This is a genomic window from Streptomyces sp. NPDC002476 (assembly GCF_042889785.1).
Lineage (GTDB): Bacteria > Actinomycetota > Actinomycetes > Streptomycetales > Streptomycetaceae > Streptomyces.
In genome coordinates, this window is the sequence record NZ_JBIARH010000016.1 from 116,160 (window position 1) to 134,224 (window position 18,065).

The window sequence follows — 18,065 nt, forward strand, 5'->3', positions numbered from 1 at the left end:
GACGGTCGCCGGACACCCCCGGACGCTCACACCTGCATCGGTTCCAGCTCCCGTTCGAACCGGCGCTCGTCCCGCGCGATCCGGGTCATCGGATGGTCCTCGCCGAGTTGCCGGGCCAGCTCGTCGCCCGTCTCCGCCCGCAGGAGCGCCGCCTCCTCCGTGCGCCCCATCGCGTCGAGCGTGACCGCCATGTTCGACATCATGGCCAGCGTCTCCGGGTGGTGCGCCCCGAGCACGTGTCTGAGCTGTTCTGCGAGTCTCCGCTCGGTCTTCAGCACGATCTCCAGATCGCCCAGTTCGGCCGTCGCGTTGGCGAGGTTCATGACGCAGAACAGGGTGTTGGGGTGCTCCTGTCCGTACACCCCACGCATCGCCGCGACCACCCGGGTCAGCACCTGCTCCGACTCCTCCACCGCGCCGACCCCCAGGTGGTAGACGGCGAGATTGTTCAGGGCGGCCAGGGTGTACGGGTGCTTCTCCCCCGGCACCTTCATGTACTGGTCGACGACCTGCTGCGCGGTCTCCCTGGCCTCGGTGGTCTCGCCGGCCGCGTACAGGTCGGCCGCCAGGTTGAGGTCGCAGGCGAGCCATTCCGGGTTGGCGGCCGTGTACTTGGCCCGGTAGCGGGCAAGGGTGGCCACCGTGAGCCGGCGGGCGTCCTCCAGCCTGCCCGCCCTGCGCAGCGAGACCGCCAGGCTCTTCGCCGCGCTCAGCGTGCCGGGGAAGGCGCGCCCGAGCGTGGCCTTGTAGCTGTCGTACGTACGGCTGAGGATGGTGACGGAGTCCTCGTACCGCCCGACGTCGCGCAGATCACGCGCCAGGTTCATGGCCGAGGACAGGCTGTAGGGATGCTCCGGCCCCAGTACCTCGACCCTCCGGTCGAAGACGTCCTGGTCGATCTCCCGGGCCCGGGCGTACTGCCCGATGGACCGCAGGGTGAACGCCAGGTTGTTCGCCGCCGCCAGGGTCCTGGGGTGCGATTCGTGGAAGATCTGGTTGAACCCCTCGGTGGCCTCGGTCGCCAGCTCGATCGCCCTGGTGTACTCGCCGAGCGTGCCCAGGTCCGTCGCCAGACTGCTGGTGCTCATGTACGTGTGCGGATGCTCCGGGCCCAGGACCTCCTGCTGCACCGACAGGGTGATCTCGTCCAGCTCCCGCGCCTCCACGTAACGGCCGCGCGAGCGGTAGATGTTGGCGAGGTGGAAGCACAGGTAGAGGTACTGGATGTCCCGCTCGCCCAGGGTCTCCTTCCAGATGGCGCGCAGCTCCTCGCAGAGGCCTCCCGCCGTCCTGAAATCACCGCGCTTCCAGAGGTAGCGGACCCGGTCGATCAGCAGCCTGCGGGCCTCGGGCTCCTTGCAGTTGCGGGCGTCGGAGGGGGCGAGGTGCGGCCAGATGGTCGCGAACTGCGGCCAGGTCGAGGGGTTGTCGATGGGTTCGTCGTCATCGGGCCGGGCACCCGCGAGGATGCGGTGGACGGCGTGCCGGGCGTCCCGCTGCTCCTCCTCGCTGAGCTGTGCCCGGATGACGGCCTGGACGAGACGGTGCACCTGGATGGAGTTGGACACCTGGTCGACCTTGGCGAGGGCGAACCGGCCGATCTCCCGGATGACCCGGCCCAGCACCAGCTTCTCCTGGAGCGCGGCGTCGTACGGCTTCAGCGCCTCGATCATCTCCTTGCTGTAGAGGAGATTGCCCGAGATCGGCTCCGGGGCGAAGAAGGCGCAGAGCTGGAGCAGCCGCACCGCGGCGGGCGAGCGCTCCTTGAGCCGTTCGATGGAGATGTTCCAGGTCGCGGCGACCGGCTGCGGATAGCCGGCCGGCTGGTTGAGCGCCAGGACCTCGGGGGCCTGCTGGGCCAGCTGTTCCAGATACGTGTCGATCGGGGTGGCGGTCTCGGCGATCCACGCCGCCGCCTGCTCGACGGCGAGCGGCAGGTCACCGACCGCGGTGGCCACCTGGTCGGCGTCCTCGGCGCTCAGCCCCGGCGCCCGGCGCTGGAGGTGCTCGATGGACTCCTCGCGCAGGAACACGTCGACGGGCAGCGCGTCGCCGTGCTGCGACCACGACTGGTTCCGCGAGGTGACCAGGATGTGCCCGGAGCCGCCCTGCGGGAAGTACCGTCTGAGCCGCTCGGGGTCGTCGGCGTTGTCGAAGACCAGCAGCCAGCGTTCCGTGGGCACACCGCGCCGCAGCAGGTCCACCGCCTCCCGGGAGGCGGCCGCCATGTCGTCGCCGCCCTGGGCGCCGATCTGCACGGCCAGCTCCGCGAGCGAGGCCACCACGTCGTCGGTCTGCTCCGAGGATATCCACCAGACCAGGTCGTAGTCGGCCATGAAGCGGTGCACGTACTCCAGGGCCACCTGGGTCTTGCCGACGCCGCCGAGGCCGTACAGGGTCTGCGGCTGGGGCAGGACGACGGCCATGCCGCCGCCGAGCTGGTCGCGCATCCGCTCCAGGACCGTGGAGCGGCCGGTGAAGCCGGGGTTGCGCGGCGGCGCGTTCCAGATCCTGGGGACGGTGCCGGGGAAGCGCGGTCCGGGTGCCACCCCGTCGGTGAGCTGCACGTGCCGGTCCAGTGCGCGCAGCAGGGCGGCGGTGGCGTGCACCTCGTCCAGCCGGAAGAGGTCGACCGGGTTTCGGTCGAGGTACTGGGCGGTCAGCCGTACGTCCCCGACCCTGAACGACAACAGCTGGCGCCGGCCGCCGCCGGGGTCCTCCGCCACGGTCCGTTCCCAGAATCCGACCGCGCGCTGCGACTTGAGGTACGCGTTGGACAGCAGCACGACGGTACGGGTCGCGGTCTCCGCGGAGAACGCGGATTCGAGGGTCTCCCGCTCGGCCGACACGTCGCGCGGCACGACCCGGAACCCGGCCCGGGTGAGCACGGACTCGACCCAGTCGGCCCACATCCGGTTCTCCGCCACGTAGTTGAGGAAGAGATCGGCGGGCAGGGCCGGCCTGCGCCGGGTGAACGCGTCCCGGATGCGCAGCCGCACCTCTTCGGCGACCGGCGGCATCGAGGTGATCCGGCGGTCGGTGATGACGGCGGTGAGCCGTTCGAAGGCGGAGAGCAGCGAGTTGGTGAGGCCGGCCTCGTCGCCGAAGGTGGCGAGGGTCTCCTCGTACGCGTAGTAGGGGCGGTAGGGGATCTCCACCGCGCCCCAGTAGGCGGTGAGTTCGTCCCCGGACAGGTCGCGCGGCAGCCGGTCGAACTTCAGCCGGGCCAGGGCCCGTCCGGCGTCCGCCTTCTCCTTCTCGCCCTCGTCGATGCGCATCGGTACGGGATAGATGGCGATGGGGCGGCCGGTGTAGCGCTCGGAGATCTGCCGGGCGACCGAGGCGGCGCCGTCGATGGACTGGTCGCTGAGGGTGAAGCAGTCGACGAGGACGTCGGGCAGGTGGACGGTGCAGATGTCGGCGATGTCGCTGAGGCCGGTCCGGCTGTCGATGAGGACGTAGTCGTAGTTGGCCTTCATGTCGTCGCGCAGGGCGTCGAAGAAGTGGCCGCCGCCGAGCCGGTCGTAGAAGTTGTCCCAGTCGAAGGTGGAGACGGTCGCGGAGTACTCGCGGTTCTGGCGCCCCGCGGAGACGAAGTCGAGGGTGCCTCCGTGCGGGAACTCCCAGCCGAGCGACTCGGGTGCGAGGGACACCGCGTGCGGCTGGATGCGGGCGTAGTCGCGGTGCCAGTCGTCGGCACGCTGGGCGGGGCTGGTGGCGGCCCACGCGTACTCGGTGATCAGGTCGATGACGCCGGTGGTGGCGCCGAGTGTCGAGGGGTCGAGGAACGGGTGGAAGAACCGGTGGAGCCCGGGTGCCTCCAGGTCCCAGTCGACGGCCAGTACCCGTTGTCCGTTGGCGGCGAGTATCCAGGCGGTGTTGGCCAGGGCCATGGTGCGCCCGGTGCCGCCCTTGTACGAGTAGAAGGTGACGATGCGCCCGTCACGACCGGCCGTCATCCGTGTCCTCCGCATCCGTCGCAGGGTCGTGTGTCTCGGGGATGTAGTGCGTCTGCGCCATCGGCCCCATCAAGCGTGTCCGTTCGGTCTGTCCACCACCGGCGGCGGGCGGGTAGACCGCCGCGTGCCGCAGGTACTGCTGGGCCGCCACCTCCACCACCTGCGGCAGGATCTGCCCGAACGCCTCCATGCTGGGTACGCCCTTGGCGGCGGCCCGGCAGAAGGCCCGGCCCTGACGCATCTTGGTCGGCATGGTCCGTTCGAGCTTCTCGGTCAGTTCCGCCTCGGCCGCCCGGCTCTCCTGGTCCTCCCGGTTCCACGGCACGACCATCGTCACCCAGGGACGGTTCTCGGCGTCGAAGACGGCGAGCCGCCGGCGCCTGTCCTCGTCCTGGAGGGCCCAGCGGTCGACGAGCAGGATCTCCGGCCGGCTGGGCACCTGCTTGCCCTCAGGGTGCCCGGACTCCTCGTCGAACGAGGAGATGGTGGCCTGGTAGTTGAGGGAACGGACCAGGTCCTCGGCGACATAGGCCAGGGGGCGCACCGCGGACGGGTGGTAGGGGTTCCAGTCCTGCGGAGTGTCGCCGTAGTAGTCGGCACTGCGCCCCTCGGGCAGGTCGTGCCGGGTGGGCGCCGCTATGGTCACCTGCATCGGACGGGGGGCGACCGTGCTGTTGGGCGGGCCGAAGGCGCTGGGGGCCACGCGATAGTCCACGGGGCGCCCGGTGCCGAGCCGAATGGTGTCCGCCACGTTGACTATGCGCTTGGCGAGTTCGTACACCGCGCGCTCGTACTCCTCGGCGAAAAGCCGGAGTTTGATGAGCCCGTACAGCCCGTCACTGACGTAGCGGTCGCCGAAATCGCGGTGATTGAACTGCAACCGCTCGGCGGGCCCCGGGAGTTGACTCGGCGGCACCGGAACCCAGAGCGCCGGGACGATCGCCTCGGCACGCTGGTTGGAGCGGGCTCGATGGTGAATGGCGCGCTGCGCGAAGGCGTACCACTCCTTGCCGCACATCTCGCTGGCGAAATAGCGCGGCGAGAACAGCGGAACGAACACCCGGCAGGTGGCGAGGACTTCGCCCAGTCGCTCCGACCAGCCCTCGCCGGCGCCTATCTCCCGGTCGATGAACCCGGCGGACGCACCGGCGGGCAGATCGGTCATGGCCATCACATGGCCGCAGAGATCCTGGAAGAGCCGCTCGACCCACATGTCGGGGTCGGTTCCACGGCCGTACCCCGGTGTATGGGCATAGCTCAAGAAGAAGTACGGCCGATGGTCCGCCGCTCGCTGTTGCGTTGTTGCGTGCACACGACCCCCGTCCTGTGTGAGCACCCGCATCCGAGGAGAGAGATGAATGCGAGCGAATTCATCATTCCGGAGCGGACATTGCTCCACCCCCATGGCGTTCGGTCATTCAACGCCGGTTTCCGGTCATAGGTTCCCGGATTCAGTCGATCTTTTCCTTGATCGAATTCGGTCTGCGACCCTTTCTCCCACTTGTCCCGTGTGCACCGGCGTCGCTCAGGCGTCCGACCCAAACGGAATATCGACTTCGAATTCTCTCAGATCTCTTTTCGCATCAGATCCAACACCCGTTTCCCGTGAACGGTCAGTTCCGCGGCTCCCTCCAACGCATCAAGTGCCTCCGGTACGCCTTCCAGCCATCGTGACCCGAAAGCCCCCAATGCGATCCGTTCATAGGTGTCGGACAGCAACCGGGAAAATGGAACGGGCTCTTCCTGCCAGGGCATTCGATGGTCCCAGGAGCCGTCTGCCGCGTAAAGATCCGTGACATCGCGAAGCGCCCGCAATTCGGCTCGCCGGAAACCACGGAGCAGTCCGGACGCCAGCTCCTCGGGGCCGCCGTCCACGGGGATCCCGAGAGCGCCCCGTCCGTGCCGGCCGACGGAGCACTCCGTCGGGCCCAGCCCGGTCAGCGGGGTGAGGGTCGTGAGGAAACCCGCCATCTCCCGGACGCGTCCGGGCGCCTTCGACCCGATCACCGCCCACGCCTCGTCGATCCTGGCCGCCAGACCGGCGGCGGCGCGGTCGTCGAGCGCGGGCACGGCGGGCGTGGGGAAGCAGTCGCGGAACGGGTCGAGGTCGTCGAGCACCAGGCCGGGGAGCGGGCCGGGCACGGAGGCGGACACCGGACCGGGACCCGGTTCCGGCGCCTGGCCGGGTGCCGCCGCCCGGCGCAGCGGCCGCCACACGGGCGTCGCCTCCCGCAGCCGCACGACGTCCGTACCGGCCGCACCGGCCCCCTCGCGCCGCACGACGAAGCCGTCCCCCATGCCCCGCACCAGGGCCGTGCCGCGCTCCCCCGCGCCCCCGACCCGCGCCTCGCCGAGGCCGGGCAGGAAGAGACGGCCGTCCGAGAACGTCACCCGTACGGGCAGATCCAGTCCGGCCCGTACGACGGCCGCCGCGAGGTACGCCGGGAGCCGTCGCGCCGCCCGCGCGGCCCCGCGGCCCTCGTGGACCAGCTCCAGCGCGTGGAGCAGCCAGCTACGGGTGTACGGCAGGGCCAGCACCTCGTCCAGACCGCGGGCGCCCTCCTCGGACTCCTCGACGGCCGAGGCCAGCTCCCAGGCGGTCGCCCACTCCTCGCCGCCGCGCCGCCCGATGTCGGCGTTCAACTGGGCGAGGAGGGTGCGGGTGAGGTCCTGCTGGGCGGCGGCCAGCTCGGCGGGGTCGGTCACCGCGGGCGCGACGAGGGAATCCGCCGTGCGCGCCTCGATGCCGCGCACCAGGGCCTCCAGGTCGGCGCAGTACACGGACGGGTTGTCGAAGGCGCCGGCCGGCCCCGTGGGGTCGTAGCGATGGGTGTAGAGGCCGCCTCCGCACGACCGCACGACCGGGCAGCGCCGGCAGGTCTCGCCGACGCCGGCCAGCCCGAGCTGGCGGGCCCGTACCCCGGGATGGGCGGCCACCTCGTCGAAGGTGTGGCCGAAGACGTCGAATCCGGTGGCTGCCGCGCCCTCGTAGGCGCTCTTGAGCGAGTCGACCTGTTCCAGCCGGCCGTCGGTCTCCACCACGACGAGGTCGGTGGGGGCGAGCCCCAGGGACTCGGTGAGGCTGGGCCCCCCGCCCAGGGTGGAGAACACCGAGGAGAACATGCGCACCGGTGCCGGACGCCCCCGCTCCTCCCAGCGGTCGAAGACCGCGAGGAGCCAGTCGGCGTAGGCCGTGGGTGATCCGTCCGGGCGGAGCGGCGGCTGGTCCCATGTGGCATGCGGCAGCAGGAAGTCGATGAGCGGCGGTTCGAGTTCGACGAGCGCGTCCAGGACCGCGTGCGGGTCGTTGCGGATGTCGACGGTGCACAGCAGGCCGAGGTCGAGGTGGCGGTAGCGCTCCTGCCGAAGCAGTTCGACGGCCTTGAGGACCAGAGGGTGGCTGCTGCGTCCGTCGGCGTAGCGGCGGTGCCGGTCGTTGGCAGCGCGGTCGCCGTCGAGGGAGATGCCGACCCTGACGCCGAACGCGTCGAAGAGGTCGAGATAGCGCGGGCTGAGCTGGGTCCCGTTGGTGTGGATGCGGAGGTCGAGCTCCGCGACGCCTTCGAGGGCGGAGGTGAGTGCCTCGCAGACGCGGCGCAATCGGGCGGGGCCCGCCAGTAGGGGCTCCCCTCCGTGCAGGATCACTGACACGGAGGGCAACGCATGCGCTGAGGCATGCTCGGCCAGGCGCTGAGCTGTCTGGAAGATGACTTCGTCAGAGATTGTTCTGGGGCGGGTACGCCAACTCTGATCTGCATGTTCGTAGACGTAGCAATGGTCGCAGGCAAGATCGCACCTGCTGTGCACTTTGAGCACGAATTCGCGGAATGGGACCAGGGGTCCTGTCATTCCCTCAGTCTAGCCAGCATGCGGCGCGAATCAGAGCGCGGAACTGAAGGTGGATGCCTGGGTGTGGCGGTCTGCGGGGGCCGAGAACACACGGCCGAGCTTCCGGTTGGCTTCTGCGCCGCGGGTGTCGATCTCGGCGAGCGACATGCGGCCCTTCTTCGCGACAGCGAAGGCACGAGGGGATTCTGAGGTCTTCACGGCCATCCTTGAGGGGGAGTGTTCCGGATGATGAACAAAGCAGCCGGTTTCCGCATCATCACAGTGCCCGGCGAAACGACTTTACTCCGCTCAACGGGCTTGGCAACCGCGGAGATCCACTCGTCACACGAGTGGCATACAGAACGCATCAGGCGTCACGGGAAGCACCCGCGCGGGCGCCCGCGACCGGGAGAAATGCGCCGGTGGAACGGGTGCGCGCGGGCCTGCGCGTCCGGGCTCGACGAGCGCCGTGCCGCCGGTCGTGCCGACGGCCGACGGGGAGTGCCTTCGCCCGGCGGGCGGCTCCCCGTCACTGCGGGCGGGGCGTTCCGTCGGCCGTTGGGGGGTCGATCGCCCGTACGCCCTTCATACAGTCCATGATCCGCTCGTGGGTGTCACCCACGACGTCCGTGATCCTGGCGCGCACGTACACGGACTCGACCCGGCCGACGAAGTTCTCCGAGAACGCCCCCACCAGCACCGTCTCGTGGCTTCCGGCCCCTACCAGAGGGAACCCCGCCCCGAAGTCGACGAGCCGGAAGTCCTCACCGGCGACCAAACCGGCCCCCGCCAGCTCGTCGCAGGCGGCGGGGACGCTGCCCCACGGCGCGTCCGGGAGGTCCCGCGCGCCCCTCATCACCACCCTGCAGTCCCAGGATTCGACCACGGCGAGGTGCTGGCCGCCGTTCATGACCCCGACCCGCCACGCGGGCACGTCCCGCGTGATCTCGCCGGTCACCCAGGAAGCCCGCCAGCCCAGGTACGGCCGCACCGTGCGGGCGTACTGCGCGCGGGCCAGCACGGCTCCCGCCGTGACGGCGAGCAGACTGCCCAGCGCCTCCCCGTCGAGGAGTTGCAGCCGCCACGGCCACTCGGTCCGCGCCCCGTCCGACACGTTGGCCCGGACGGTCTCCCAGACGAGCACGGCGACCAGCAGGAGGAGAAGGGCCATCGGCACGGCGAACAGCAAGGGACTCCTGCGGATCCGCCGCTGGGCGTCGGACCCCGGATCCGCGCCCTGGCGGCCTGCCTGACTCATCCTCGACTTCTCCCCCGCGACGACGGAACTGAGAGGTGCACCAGCAGTAACTGGCCTTAAAATATTGCCAGTTGACTGACTGCCCCACAACGCTTCGGGGCGCACGAGAGGGCGCGGCGGGCGGGAACGGGGCGCGGCGGGGACCGGAATCGGCCGGATGGGACCGAAAACAGCCGTTGTGCGGCCGGGGCCGTTGCCGCGTCCGGTGACGCCACCTACCCTCATGCCTCCACCACCGCAGAACGCCTCCATCACCTCAGACGGGGAGTGAACATGACGGCGATTCCCGGACCGCTCCAGAGCATGGTGTTCAGGAACGCCGACCTTCCGGAGCTCTTCCACCACACGGACGCGATCGCCGTCGCGAGCCAGCGGGAGGCGGTGAACACCACCCGCGTCCAGCTGATCCTGCTGGTCCTGGGCACGGTACCGGCGGCCCTGCCCTGGCGCGCCGAGCTGGGCGGCACCTTCCAACTCGTCGACGTCATCGGCGTGCTGGCGTACACGGGCGTGCTGATCACGACCTACGTCGCCACCCGGCGCAGGGCGAAGTCGCAATGGCAGCTCAACCGCTCGGCCGCGGAGTTCATCAAGTCGATGTGCTGGCGCTACTCGGTACACGGCGCCCCCTTCGACACCAGTACGCCGCATCCCGAGGCGGTGTTCGCGAACCGCCTCGAGGAGGGCCTTCAGGAGCTGTGCAAGGTGGGATGGACCGATCCCCGCGACCTGACGGCGGATTCGGGCGGTCTGATCACCGATTCCATGCGGGAGTTGCGGAACAAGGCGTTCACCGTGCGCAAGGAGACGTATGTGCGCGACCGGCTGATCGAGCAGCGCACGTGGTACCGCAGGCGCCAGGAGGTGTCACGCCGGGCCACCCTGCTCTGGTCGAGCACGATCGCCGTACTGACCGCGCTGGCCCTGCTGTTCGCCCTGTTGCGGACGTTCTCCGTCATGCAGTCGTTCGCCCTGACCGGGGTCCTGTCGGCCGCCGCGGCGGCCTGTCTGGCGTGGGCCGAGATCCGCCGCCACCACCCGCTGATCTCGGCCCACTCGCTGGTGGAGCAGGACCTGGAGTCGATGCAGGTGGCGATGGAGACCACGCTGACCGAGCGGCAGTGGCCGCGTGCCGTGTTCGAGACCGAGCGCATCGTCTCCCCGCAGCACACCGACTGGCTGGCCCGTCACCAGATGTGAGGGCGCGTCACATGGGCGGGGCGCGGGGGGACGCGGACCGCGGTCAGCCGCGCTCCACGCCCTCGCGCCAGATCACGGTGACCGGGCGGCCCAGACGGCGGGCGTACGTCACGATGTCGCCGGTGCCGCCGAGGCCGCGGGCCGGCCTGCCGTCCCACACGGCGAGCAGCCGGTCGCAGTGGTCGGCGATGTACGCGCCCGCCGCGTAGTACGCCTCGTCGGTGGAGTGCGGGAAGTCCAGCCGGACCTCGCGGGCCGCGCGGTTCTTGAGGGCCCGGTAGCGGGCGAGTTCGGCCGCGTCGGCGAAGGAGGACTCGTAGTCGCCGCTGGGAACGACCACGGTCAGTTCGGCGCCGCGGGCCAGGGCGAGGTCGGCGAAGATCTGGTCCGCCCCCACCGCCAGGCTGGAGAGCGCCTCCAGAGAGCCCTCCAGGCCGCGCAGGACTGTCTGGATGCCCGCCAGCACATGCGCGTGCGCCTCCTGCGGAATGCTGCGATGACCGGTCACTCCGATGCGATTCACGGATCCGCAACCCCCTGGGGTGTCTGCCGGGGGTTCCCGGGGGACCCCCTCCGGGAGGCACAGCATCCGCCCCCGTTTGCTCCTGCATGACCGACCTGCCCCACATCCTCTCAAAAGGCGCGGGGTGAGCGGGAGCCCCCGCCCAGCATTCGGGCGGGGGCTCCGTCTCTCCTCAAGAAGGGCACCCCGTCGGCGCCCGCCTTCCAGGCGGCGGTGAACAGCCCGAAGGCGGACGGCACCTACGACCGGATCCCGCGGAGGTGGGGCATCACGGCGTCGGCGATCGCGTCCTCGCGGATCTCCCCGCCCGAGATCGAGTGACCGTCAGCAGCTGCAGTCGCAGTCGCAGCAACTGCAGGAATCGCAACAGTCCCCGCAGCCGCTGCAGCAGTCGCACGCATCGCAGCAGCTGCAGCAGTCGCACTGGCGGCACAGCCCCTCACGGCGCTGATGGGTCCACGGGTCTTCGAACGCGCCGCAGCACATCTGGCAGGTGCAGGCCAGCCCCGCCCACACCAGGCAGCCCGCGATCAGCCCGCGCCGGTCGCGCGGCGGCTCGGGCGGCAGCGGCGGGCCACCGGGACCACCGGGACCCGGGGTGTACGGGTTGCCCGGGCTCGGAGCGTACGGGTTGCCGGGCGGCGGCCCGTATGATCCGGTCGGCCCGGTGCCAGGCGCGGCGGCGATCCCGCCCTCGGCCGCGCCGTGGACGGTCCCGCCCGGGGCCGTGCCGCGGAGGTTCCCGGACGGCGCCGCGCCGTCCGCCCGGTGCGAGCACGTCGTGGTGCCGAAGGCCCGGTCCACCGACTGCCGGAGCTCGTGGGCCAGCAACACATGGGCCAGCCTGCCGTCGGTGAACTCTGCGTCCCGCAGCGCCAGCCGCACGCCGCGCACGGCGTCGTCGCACAGCCGCCGGGCCTCGTCCCGGGAGGTGCCGGTCGCGGTGAGCGGGTTCCAGGCGCCCGACGCCACGTCAGCTTCCTGGTCCTCCACGGCGTCCAGCAGATGCGCCAGGCGCCCGAAGAGGCGGCCCGCCTCGGCCAGCGGCTCCGCGTTCCCCGGCCGGCCGGCGAGCACCGCGGTGTGGGCGAAGGCCGCGGCGGTGGCGGTCTCGGTCGGCTCGGTGACCGTCAGCAGCGGCGTTCCGGGCCCGGCGAGCAGTTCGATGCCGCTCTGCCGGTCGACCGCGTCGACGAGGAGCGCCGTGTCGAATCCGAGTTGCGCGCCGGTGCGCGCGCCTGCCCGGTCCCACCCGGCGGCGACCCGGCGCGCCGCGGCGGCGACCGGACGGCGCCTCATCCAGCCGTCCCCGTCCGCGACGTGGTCCCGCACCTTCGCGGACGCCAGTACCAGCGAGACGGCGGCGGCCAGCCGGGCCCCCTCGCCCCGGGCGACCGGAGCGGTCCGCATGGCGCGCAGCGGGCAGGGCCCCGCGGTCCGGCGCCATCCCGTGGTGCGCTCGGACTGAGCCTCCGTCAGGACCGAGACGATCAGGCCGTCGTAGTTCGTGACGACGCGGGCGAACTGCCCGTGGTCCGCGCGAAGCGCGAGGCAGAGCCCGCAGAGATGGGCCATCCACTCCGTCCTCATCCCCTCGGACAAGCGATGGGCGCAGGGCCTGACGATTCCGAACACGACGATCCCCCCGAATGTCGTCCACTGTGGCGCCGGGTTCGTGCACCCGCGCGACGAGCATCGTAATCGAGCCATCCGTTCACCCGTACGTGCTGCATGTCACCCGTACGGACCGGTGCATCACATTTTCTTTCTTTCAGATCATCGATGTAGGACAAACCCTGACGAACCGCCACATCTTCTGCACCAGTACCGTCACGAATCCCCTGCGCGCCGACTATCCACTTGGCGCACGATCCGCATCATGGACGACCATAGGGATACGAAAGAGATGCGGAGCAACACGGAACCGCGGTGAGAGGAGGCGTCCATGGGATCGGTGCGCAGGGCGAGTGCCTGGCTGGGCCTCGTAGAGGACAACGACGAGCGGTACTACGACGACGACGAGTACGCCGAGGTCGCGCACACCGGGACCGGTCAGGCGTGGGTGACCGACCCCCGGGTGCAGGCGACCGCCGGGAAGGCCGAGGAGACGGACCGTCGGATCGCCACCGTCACCCCGGACAGCTTCCGGGACGCCCGGGCGGTCGGGGAGCTGTTCCGGGACGGCGTGCCGGTGATCGTCAACCTCACGGCCATGGACCCCACCGACGCCAAGCGCGTCGTGGACTTCGCCGCCGGGCTGACCTTCGGGCTGCGCGGTTCGATCGAGCGGGTGGCCACCCGCGTCTTCCTGCTGACCCCGGCCGACACCCAGGTGCTCAGCGGCGAAGCCGTCGGCCGGCCGGCCGACGGCTTCTTCAACCAGAGCTGAGCGGGGCGCTCCCCCGACCGTCCTACCGGAACGCGTCGAGACCGGTGAGCGCCTTGCCCAGCACCAGCTGGTGCATCTCCACGGTCCCCTCGTAGGTGAGCACCGACTCCAGATTCGTCGCGTGGCGCATCACGGGGTACTCCAGCGAGATCCCGTTGGCGCCGAGGATCGTGCGCGCGGTGCGGCAGATCCCGATCGCCTCCCGCACGTTGTTGAGCTTCCCGAAACTGACCTGCTCCGGGCGGAGCTTGCCCTCGTCCATCCGCCGCCCGAGGTGGTGGGCGAGCAGGATCCCCTTGTGCAGCTCCACGGCCATGTCCGCGAGCTTGGCCTGGGTGAGCTGGAAGCCGCCGATGGGCCTGCCGAACTGCTCCCGCGTCCGCGCGTAGTCGAGCGCCGCCTCGAAACTGGCGCGTGCCGCGCCCATGGCGCCCCAGACGATGCCGTAGCGGGCGTGGCCGAGACAGCTGAGCGGGCCGCGCAGTCCGGTGACCCCGGGAAGCACGGCATCGGCCGGCAGCCGCACCTCGTCGAGGACCAGTTCGCTGGTGACCGAGGCGCGCAGGGACCACTTGTGCCTGATCTCCGGCGCGGAGAAGCCCGGCACGTCGGTCGGCACGACGAACCCTCGGATCCCGGCACCCGGCCCGCCCTCGTCGGTCCGCGCCCAGACGACGGCGACCCCGGCGACCGAGCCGTTGGTGATCCACATCTTGCGGCCGGTGAGCACCCAGTCCCCTCCGCTCTCGCGCCGGGCGTACGTCCGCATCCCGGCCGGGTCGGAGCCGTGGTCCGGCTCGGTGAGGCCGAAGCAGCCGATGATCTCCCCGGCGGCCATGCCGGGCAGCCACCGCCGCCGCTGCTCCTCGGAGCCGTAGCGGTGGATGGCGTACATGGCGAGCGAGCCCTGTACGGAGACCAGCGAGCGGATCCCCGAGTCCGCCGCCTCGAGTTCGAGGCAGGCCAGCCCGTACTGGACGGCGGTGGCCCCCGCGCAGCCGTAGCCGCTCAGGGACATCCCGAGGGCACCGAGCGAACCGAGTTCGCGGGCCAGTTCACGGATGCCGGGCAGTTCGCCGTTCTCGTACCACTCGGCGATGTGCGGCAGGATCCGGTCGGCCGCCCAGTCACGGACGGTGTCGCGGATGGCCAGGTCCTCGGTGCCGAGCAGATCGTCGATGCCGAGGGGGTCTGCGGGGTCGAAGGGCGGGAGCTTCGCGGACGGGTTGGTGGACATGGGGAATGCCTCCGGGCGGCTCGCGTGTCGCCGGGCCGGACGGCGCGGGCGGTGTCACGGAGCCGGGTGCGCACCCGGCCGGTCCCGCTCCCCGCACCGTGGGCCGGCCGACCCGGAACCAGCGGTGTGGGTCACGGCGTCGAGGCGACGTTACGGGTCAGTGCCCCGCCCGTCCAGAGCCGGTCGCCTCCGCGGGCCTGCGCCGGGCCGGCGCCGGGAGCGCGCGGCGCGCGGGGCCCGTGAAGGGGGCCCGACGTGCCTCGGGGACCCCCTCGCCCGCATCGGTCTGCTCCGGGACGCGGCGGACCGGAGCCGGGTCCTCCGGCTCGGCCGGGGACGGGGCGGGCCCTTCCGGTCCGACCGGGGAAGGGGCCGGATCCTCCGTCCTGCGCGGCAGCCGCAGCGCGGCGAGGGCTCCGAGCAGCAGGAGGGCCGCACTGACCAGCAACGTGACGTGCAGTCCCGTGATGAAGGAGCCGCAGGCCGTGGTCCGCAGCGACTCCCCCAGCGGGCCGCCGATCCTGTCGGCCACCTGGTACGCCTCGCCGAGGGAGTGCGAGGCGGCCTCGCTGTCTGCGGCGGAGACGCCCTTGTCGGACAGCTCCGCGAGTCCGGGGGCGTAGGCGGCGTTCATGACGCTGCCGAGAAAGGCGATCCCCATGCCCGCGCCGAGCTGGTAGGAGGTCTCGCCGATGGCCGCCGCGCCGCCCGCCCGGTCGGCGGGGGCGTCGCTGAGCATGGATTCGTACGCCCCGAAGAGGGTGGTCTGGAGCCCGAAGCCGAGCGCGACGAAGGCCGCGGCCAGCAGGGCGGGCCGGTCCTGCCGGCCCATCGCGGTCAGGACCAGCACCGAGGCGGCGGTGAGCACGAAGCCCCAGCCGACCATCCGGCGCGGCCCGACGCGGTGCAGTGTGTACGAGCCGGTGGCGCCCGCCGCCATGGCGGCGAACGTGAGCGGCAGCAGCCGCAGACCGGTCTCCAGCGGGCTCAGGCCGAGGACGAGCTGGAGGTACTGGACGGCTATCAGCTGCAGCCCGACCAGGGCCAGCATCGCGACGACGATGCAGCCGACCGCGGTGGAGAAGGCGGGCCTGGCGAACATCCCGATGTCGATCAGCGGATGCGTTCGCCGCTTCTGGCGGCGCGCGAACAGGACGAGCAGCACCGTCCCGACGAGCAGCGGGACCAGCGCGGTCGGGCTGAGCAGCCCCTCCCCGGCACCCGCCCGCTTCACTCCGAGCACCACGCCGAGCACCCCCGCCGCGGCCATCAGCGCGCCGAGCACGTCCCACGGGCCGTCGCCGCCGCCGCGCGACTCGGGCAGCAGCAGGCGGCCGACGGGCAGCACCAGGGCCATCAGCGGGATGTTGATCAGGAAGACCGAGCCCCACCAGAAGTGCTCGACGAGGAAGCCGCCGACCACGGGCCCGGTGGCGGCCCCGACGGCGGCGACGGCCGACCAGACGCCGATCGCCACGGCCCGCTCGCGGCGGTCGGGGAAGACCTGGCGGAGGATCGACAGCGTGGCGGGCATGATCATCGCCCCGCCGACGCCGAGCAGGGCGCGCGCCGCTATGAGCACGCCGGGGGTGTCGGCCAGCGCGGCGATCGCGGAGGCGATGCCGAAGAGCGCGTAACCGAGCAGCAGGACGCGGCGGCGGCCGACCCGGTCACCGAGCGTCCCGAAGAGGATCAGCAGCGAGGCGCAGACCAGCGGGTAGGCGTCGACGATCCACAGCAGATCGACGGCGCTGGGCCGCAGGTCCTCGGTGACGGAGGGGACCGCGACGTGCAGCACGGTCGCGTCGAGCGCCACGAGCAGCAGGCTGAGGCAGAGGACGACAAGGACGACCCATCGATTGGCACCGCCGCCCACCGGGCGTGACCGGGCTCGGGCTGTGGTCGTCCCGGACATGCATGTACCTCCCAAAAGGTCCCTCGCGCTCGGCGGGCCGGCCGGGTACGCGGCGGACGTGCCGCCCCTCGGGGCCGGCATCGACGGGCGAGTGATCCGTCAGCGTACGCGAGTTCGGAGAACTCACACGTGGTCCACCTCATACCTCGACGGGCCGTGGAGTGCGGCCTGCGTCACGCGGCGGGTCGCGCTCGCCCCCGGCCTGCGCGAACGATCTCCGCGCCCGGCACAGAAGGTACTCGCCCCGGTCCGCGGAGCGATCGCCGGGCCCGGCACGGGAGCGTTCGGTGACCGGACGGGCACCGTCCGTCCTTCCTCCCATGATGCGGTTTGTATTCGTACCGACACCTCCTGGGATTTTCCACCCGCGCCAAACACCCTTCCGAAATAAGTGCGAAATGAATGAAGCAAAGGCGCGTCGATACGCTTCCTCGGATCAGGAATTAAGGCCCTGCCGAGACAAATCCCACATCACATCGTCATCACAAAGAGACCTGAACGCCCTGGTCGCACACTCACTCGCTGTAACGTCGATTGGGTGCGTACCGACATCTTTGCCCGCCTGGACCGGGAGCCGGAGCCGCCGAAGATAGAGCCGCCACGGATGAGCCGTCACCGTGTCGCTCTCTTCGGCGGGACGTTGGCGTTCTATGTCGCCATCGTCGTCGCCGTGCTGACCTCCTCCTGGCTGGTGGCGCTGGACTGGAAGGTCATGCTCTTCCGGCCGTATCAGCAATGGCCGGAAATCCATGCGTTCCTCGACTACTACGTCGTGCTCGGCCAGCGCGGTCCCACCGCCACCATGGTCGCCTGCTGGCTCGGCTGGCGCTCCTGGCGGCAGCACACGCTGCGGCCCCTGCTGACGCTCGGTGCGGCGCTGCTGCTGCTCAACGCGACGGTCGGCGCGGTCAAGATCGGCCTGGGGCGGCTCGGGCCGCATTACGCGACCCAGATCGGCTCCGCGGAACTCTTCGCCGGCGGCGACATATTTCCCTCGGGCCACACCGCCAACGCGGTGGTGACCTGGGGGATCCTCGCCTATCTGGCCACCACGCCGAGGGCCAGGCGCTATCTGTCGGCCCTCTCGGCGGTCGTCTCGCTCGGCGTCGGGCTCACCACGGTCTACCTCGGCACGCACTGGCTCAGCGATGTGCTGCTGGGCTGGGCCGCGGGGCTGCTGATCCTGCTGGGGCTGCCCTGGGTCGAGCCGCTGATCGCCCGGACCGAGACCTGGATCTTCGCGCAGCGCGAGAGCCTGCGGGGGCTCGGCCGTCCCGTGCCCTCCGCGCCCGTCCCGGTCGCGGGCCCCCGGACCGAGGCGTTCCCGTTGCCGGACGGCGACGACGTCCCGGCCGGAGGCCCGGCGCCGGAGCCGGTCGCCGTGGGCGGCCCCCCGGCGACCTCCGCGGTCGCGGGCACCCGGCCGCATGCCCACTCGGGTCCGCCGTCGCACCAGGTCCATCTGCCGCGCTCGGAGCGGACCCCGGTCACTCCCACCGGCAGCCGCCGGCCACCGCACCCGGACCGGGTGCCGCACGGCGGAGCGGCGTCGGCCCGGCCGGTGACCGGCGGCTGACCCCCGCGGACGGTGAGGCCGGTACGCACCCCGCCTCCCCCGGCATGAGTGAGGGGGCCCCCCCCCGCGGGGGCCCCCCCCCCCACCGGGGGGGGCGGGGGGGGCCCCCCCCGCCCCGGGCGGGGCCCGGGCGCCCCCCCCCCGCGGCGGCGGCCCCGGCCCCCCCCCCCCCCCCCCCGC

12 protein-coding genes and 1 pseudogene are annotated in these 18,065 nt (G+C 71.4%); 4 read left to right on the forward strand and 9 right to left on the reverse strand.

Annotated features, from left to right (window positions below):
* Positions 1 to 26 precede the first annotated feature (26 nt).
* The 5 genes from fxsT to ACFYXM_RS20025 form a co-directional block, all read right to left on the reverse strand.
* Positions 27 to 3,959, reverse strand: a complete 3,933-nt coding sequence (fxsT, locus tag ACFYXM_RS20005) for an FxSxx-COOH system tetratricopeptide repeat protein (protein ID WP_389290992.1) — start codon at positions 3,957 to 3,959, stop codon at positions 27 to 29.
* Complete coding sequence (fsxC, locus tag ACFYXM_RS20010) at positions 3,943 to 5,301, reverse strand: FxsC protein (protein WP_389290994.1); 1,359 nt, start codon at positions 5,299 to 5,301, stop codon at positions 3,943 to 3,945. Before fsxC ends, fxsT begins: the two co-directional genes overlap by 17 nt.
* 224 nt (positions 5,302 to 5,525) lie before the next feature.
* Positions 5,526 to 7,808, reverse strand: a complete 2,283-nt coding sequence (fxsBH, locus tag ACFYXM_RS20015) for a radical SAM/SPASM protein FxsBH, inactivated beta-hydroxylase extension form (protein WP_389290995.1) — start codon at positions 7,806 to 7,808, stop codon at positions 5,526 to 5,528.
* A gap of 30 nt (positions 7,809 to 7,838) precedes the next feature.
* On the reverse strand, positions 7,839 to 8,006 hold the full coding sequence (fxsA, locus tag ACFYXM_RS20020) for an FxSxx-COOH cyclophane-containing RiPP peptide (protein WP_360108120.1): 168 nt from the start codon (positions 8,004 to 8,006) through the stop codon (positions 7,839 to 7,841).
* A 310-nt stretch (positions 8,007 to 8,316) separates the two neighbouring features.
* Positions 8,317 to 9,045, reverse strand: coding sequence for a hypothetical protein (locus ACFYXM_RS20025; protein WP_389290997.1), 729 nt, complete (start codon positions 9,043 to 9,045; stop codon positions 8,317 to 8,319).
* 273 nt (positions 9,046 to 9,318) lie between these two features.
* Here ACFYXM_RS20025 and ACFYXM_RS20030 point away from each other — a divergent pair, with 273 nt between their 5' ends.
* Complete coding sequence (locus ACFYXM_RS20030; RefSeq protein ID WP_389290998.1) at positions 9,319 to 10,245, forward strand: DUF4231 domain-containing protein; 927 nt, start codon at positions 9,319 to 9,321, stop codon at positions 10,243 to 10,245.
* A gap of 43 nt (positions 10,246 to 10,288) precedes the next feature.
* Here ACFYXM_RS20030 and ACFYXM_RS20035 read toward each other — a convergent pair whose 3' ends face one another.
* Complete coding sequence (locus ACFYXM_RS20035) at positions 10,289 to 10,768, reverse strand: hypothetical protein (protein WP_073791630.1); 480 nt, start codon at positions 10,766 to 10,768, stop codon at positions 10,289 to 10,291.
* Positions 10,769 to 10,942: 174 nt separating this feature from the next.
* Between ACFYXM_RS20035 and ACFYXM_RS20040 the strand changes: the two are divergent.
* Positions 10,943 to 11,089, forward strand: a pseudogene (locus tag ACFYXM_RS20040) (ABC transporter substrate-binding protein); the annotation flags it as partial.
* 3 nt (positions 11,090 to 11,092) lie between these two features.
* Here ACFYXM_RS20040 and ACFYXM_RS20045 read toward each other — a convergent pair.
* Entirely contained in the window at positions 11,093 to 12,403 is a 1,311-nt protein-coding gene (locus ACFYXM_RS20045; protein ID WP_389291000.1) for a DUF5685 family protein, read from the reverse strand.
* A 310-nt stretch (positions 12,404 to 12,713) separates the two neighbouring features.
* Between ACFYXM_RS20045 and ACFYXM_RS20050 the strand changes: the two genes are divergently transcribed.
* Entirely contained in the window at positions 12,714 to 13,157 is a 444-nt protein-coding gene (locus ACFYXM_RS20050; RefSeq protein WP_351523344.1) for a cell division protein SepF, read from the forward strand.
* Between the two features lie 22 nt (positions 13,158 to 13,179).
* Here the strand turns inward: ACFYXM_RS20050 and ACFYXM_RS20055 are convergent, their stop codons facing one another.
* On the reverse strand, positions 13,180 to 14,394 hold the full coding sequence (locus tag ACFYXM_RS20055) for an acyl-CoA dehydrogenase family protein (protein WP_389291002.1): 1,215 nt from the start codon (positions 14,392 to 14,394) through the stop codon (positions 13,180 to 13,182).
* A 157-nt stretch (positions 14,395 to 14,551) separates the two neighbouring features.
* Positions 14,552 to 16,309: an MFS transporter gene (locus tag ACFYXM_RS20060; RefSeq protein ID WP_389291003.1), complete on the reverse strand. Its 1,758-nt coding sequence runs from the start codon at positions 16,307 to 16,309 to the stop codon at positions 14,552 to 14,554.
* Positions 16,310 to 16,847: 538 nt separating this feature from the next.
* On the opposite strand from ACFYXM_RS20060, the gene ACFYXM_RS20065 reads away from it, so the two are divergent.
* Positions 16,848 to 17,885 carry a phosphatase PAP2 family protein gene (locus ACFYXM_RS20065; protein ID WP_389291004.1) on the forward strand — a complete coding sequence of 346 codons (1,038 nt, stop codon included), beginning with the start codon at positions 16,848 to 16,850 and terminating at the stop codon, positions 17,883 to 17,885.
* Positions 17,886 to 18,065 lie beyond the last annotated feature (180 nt).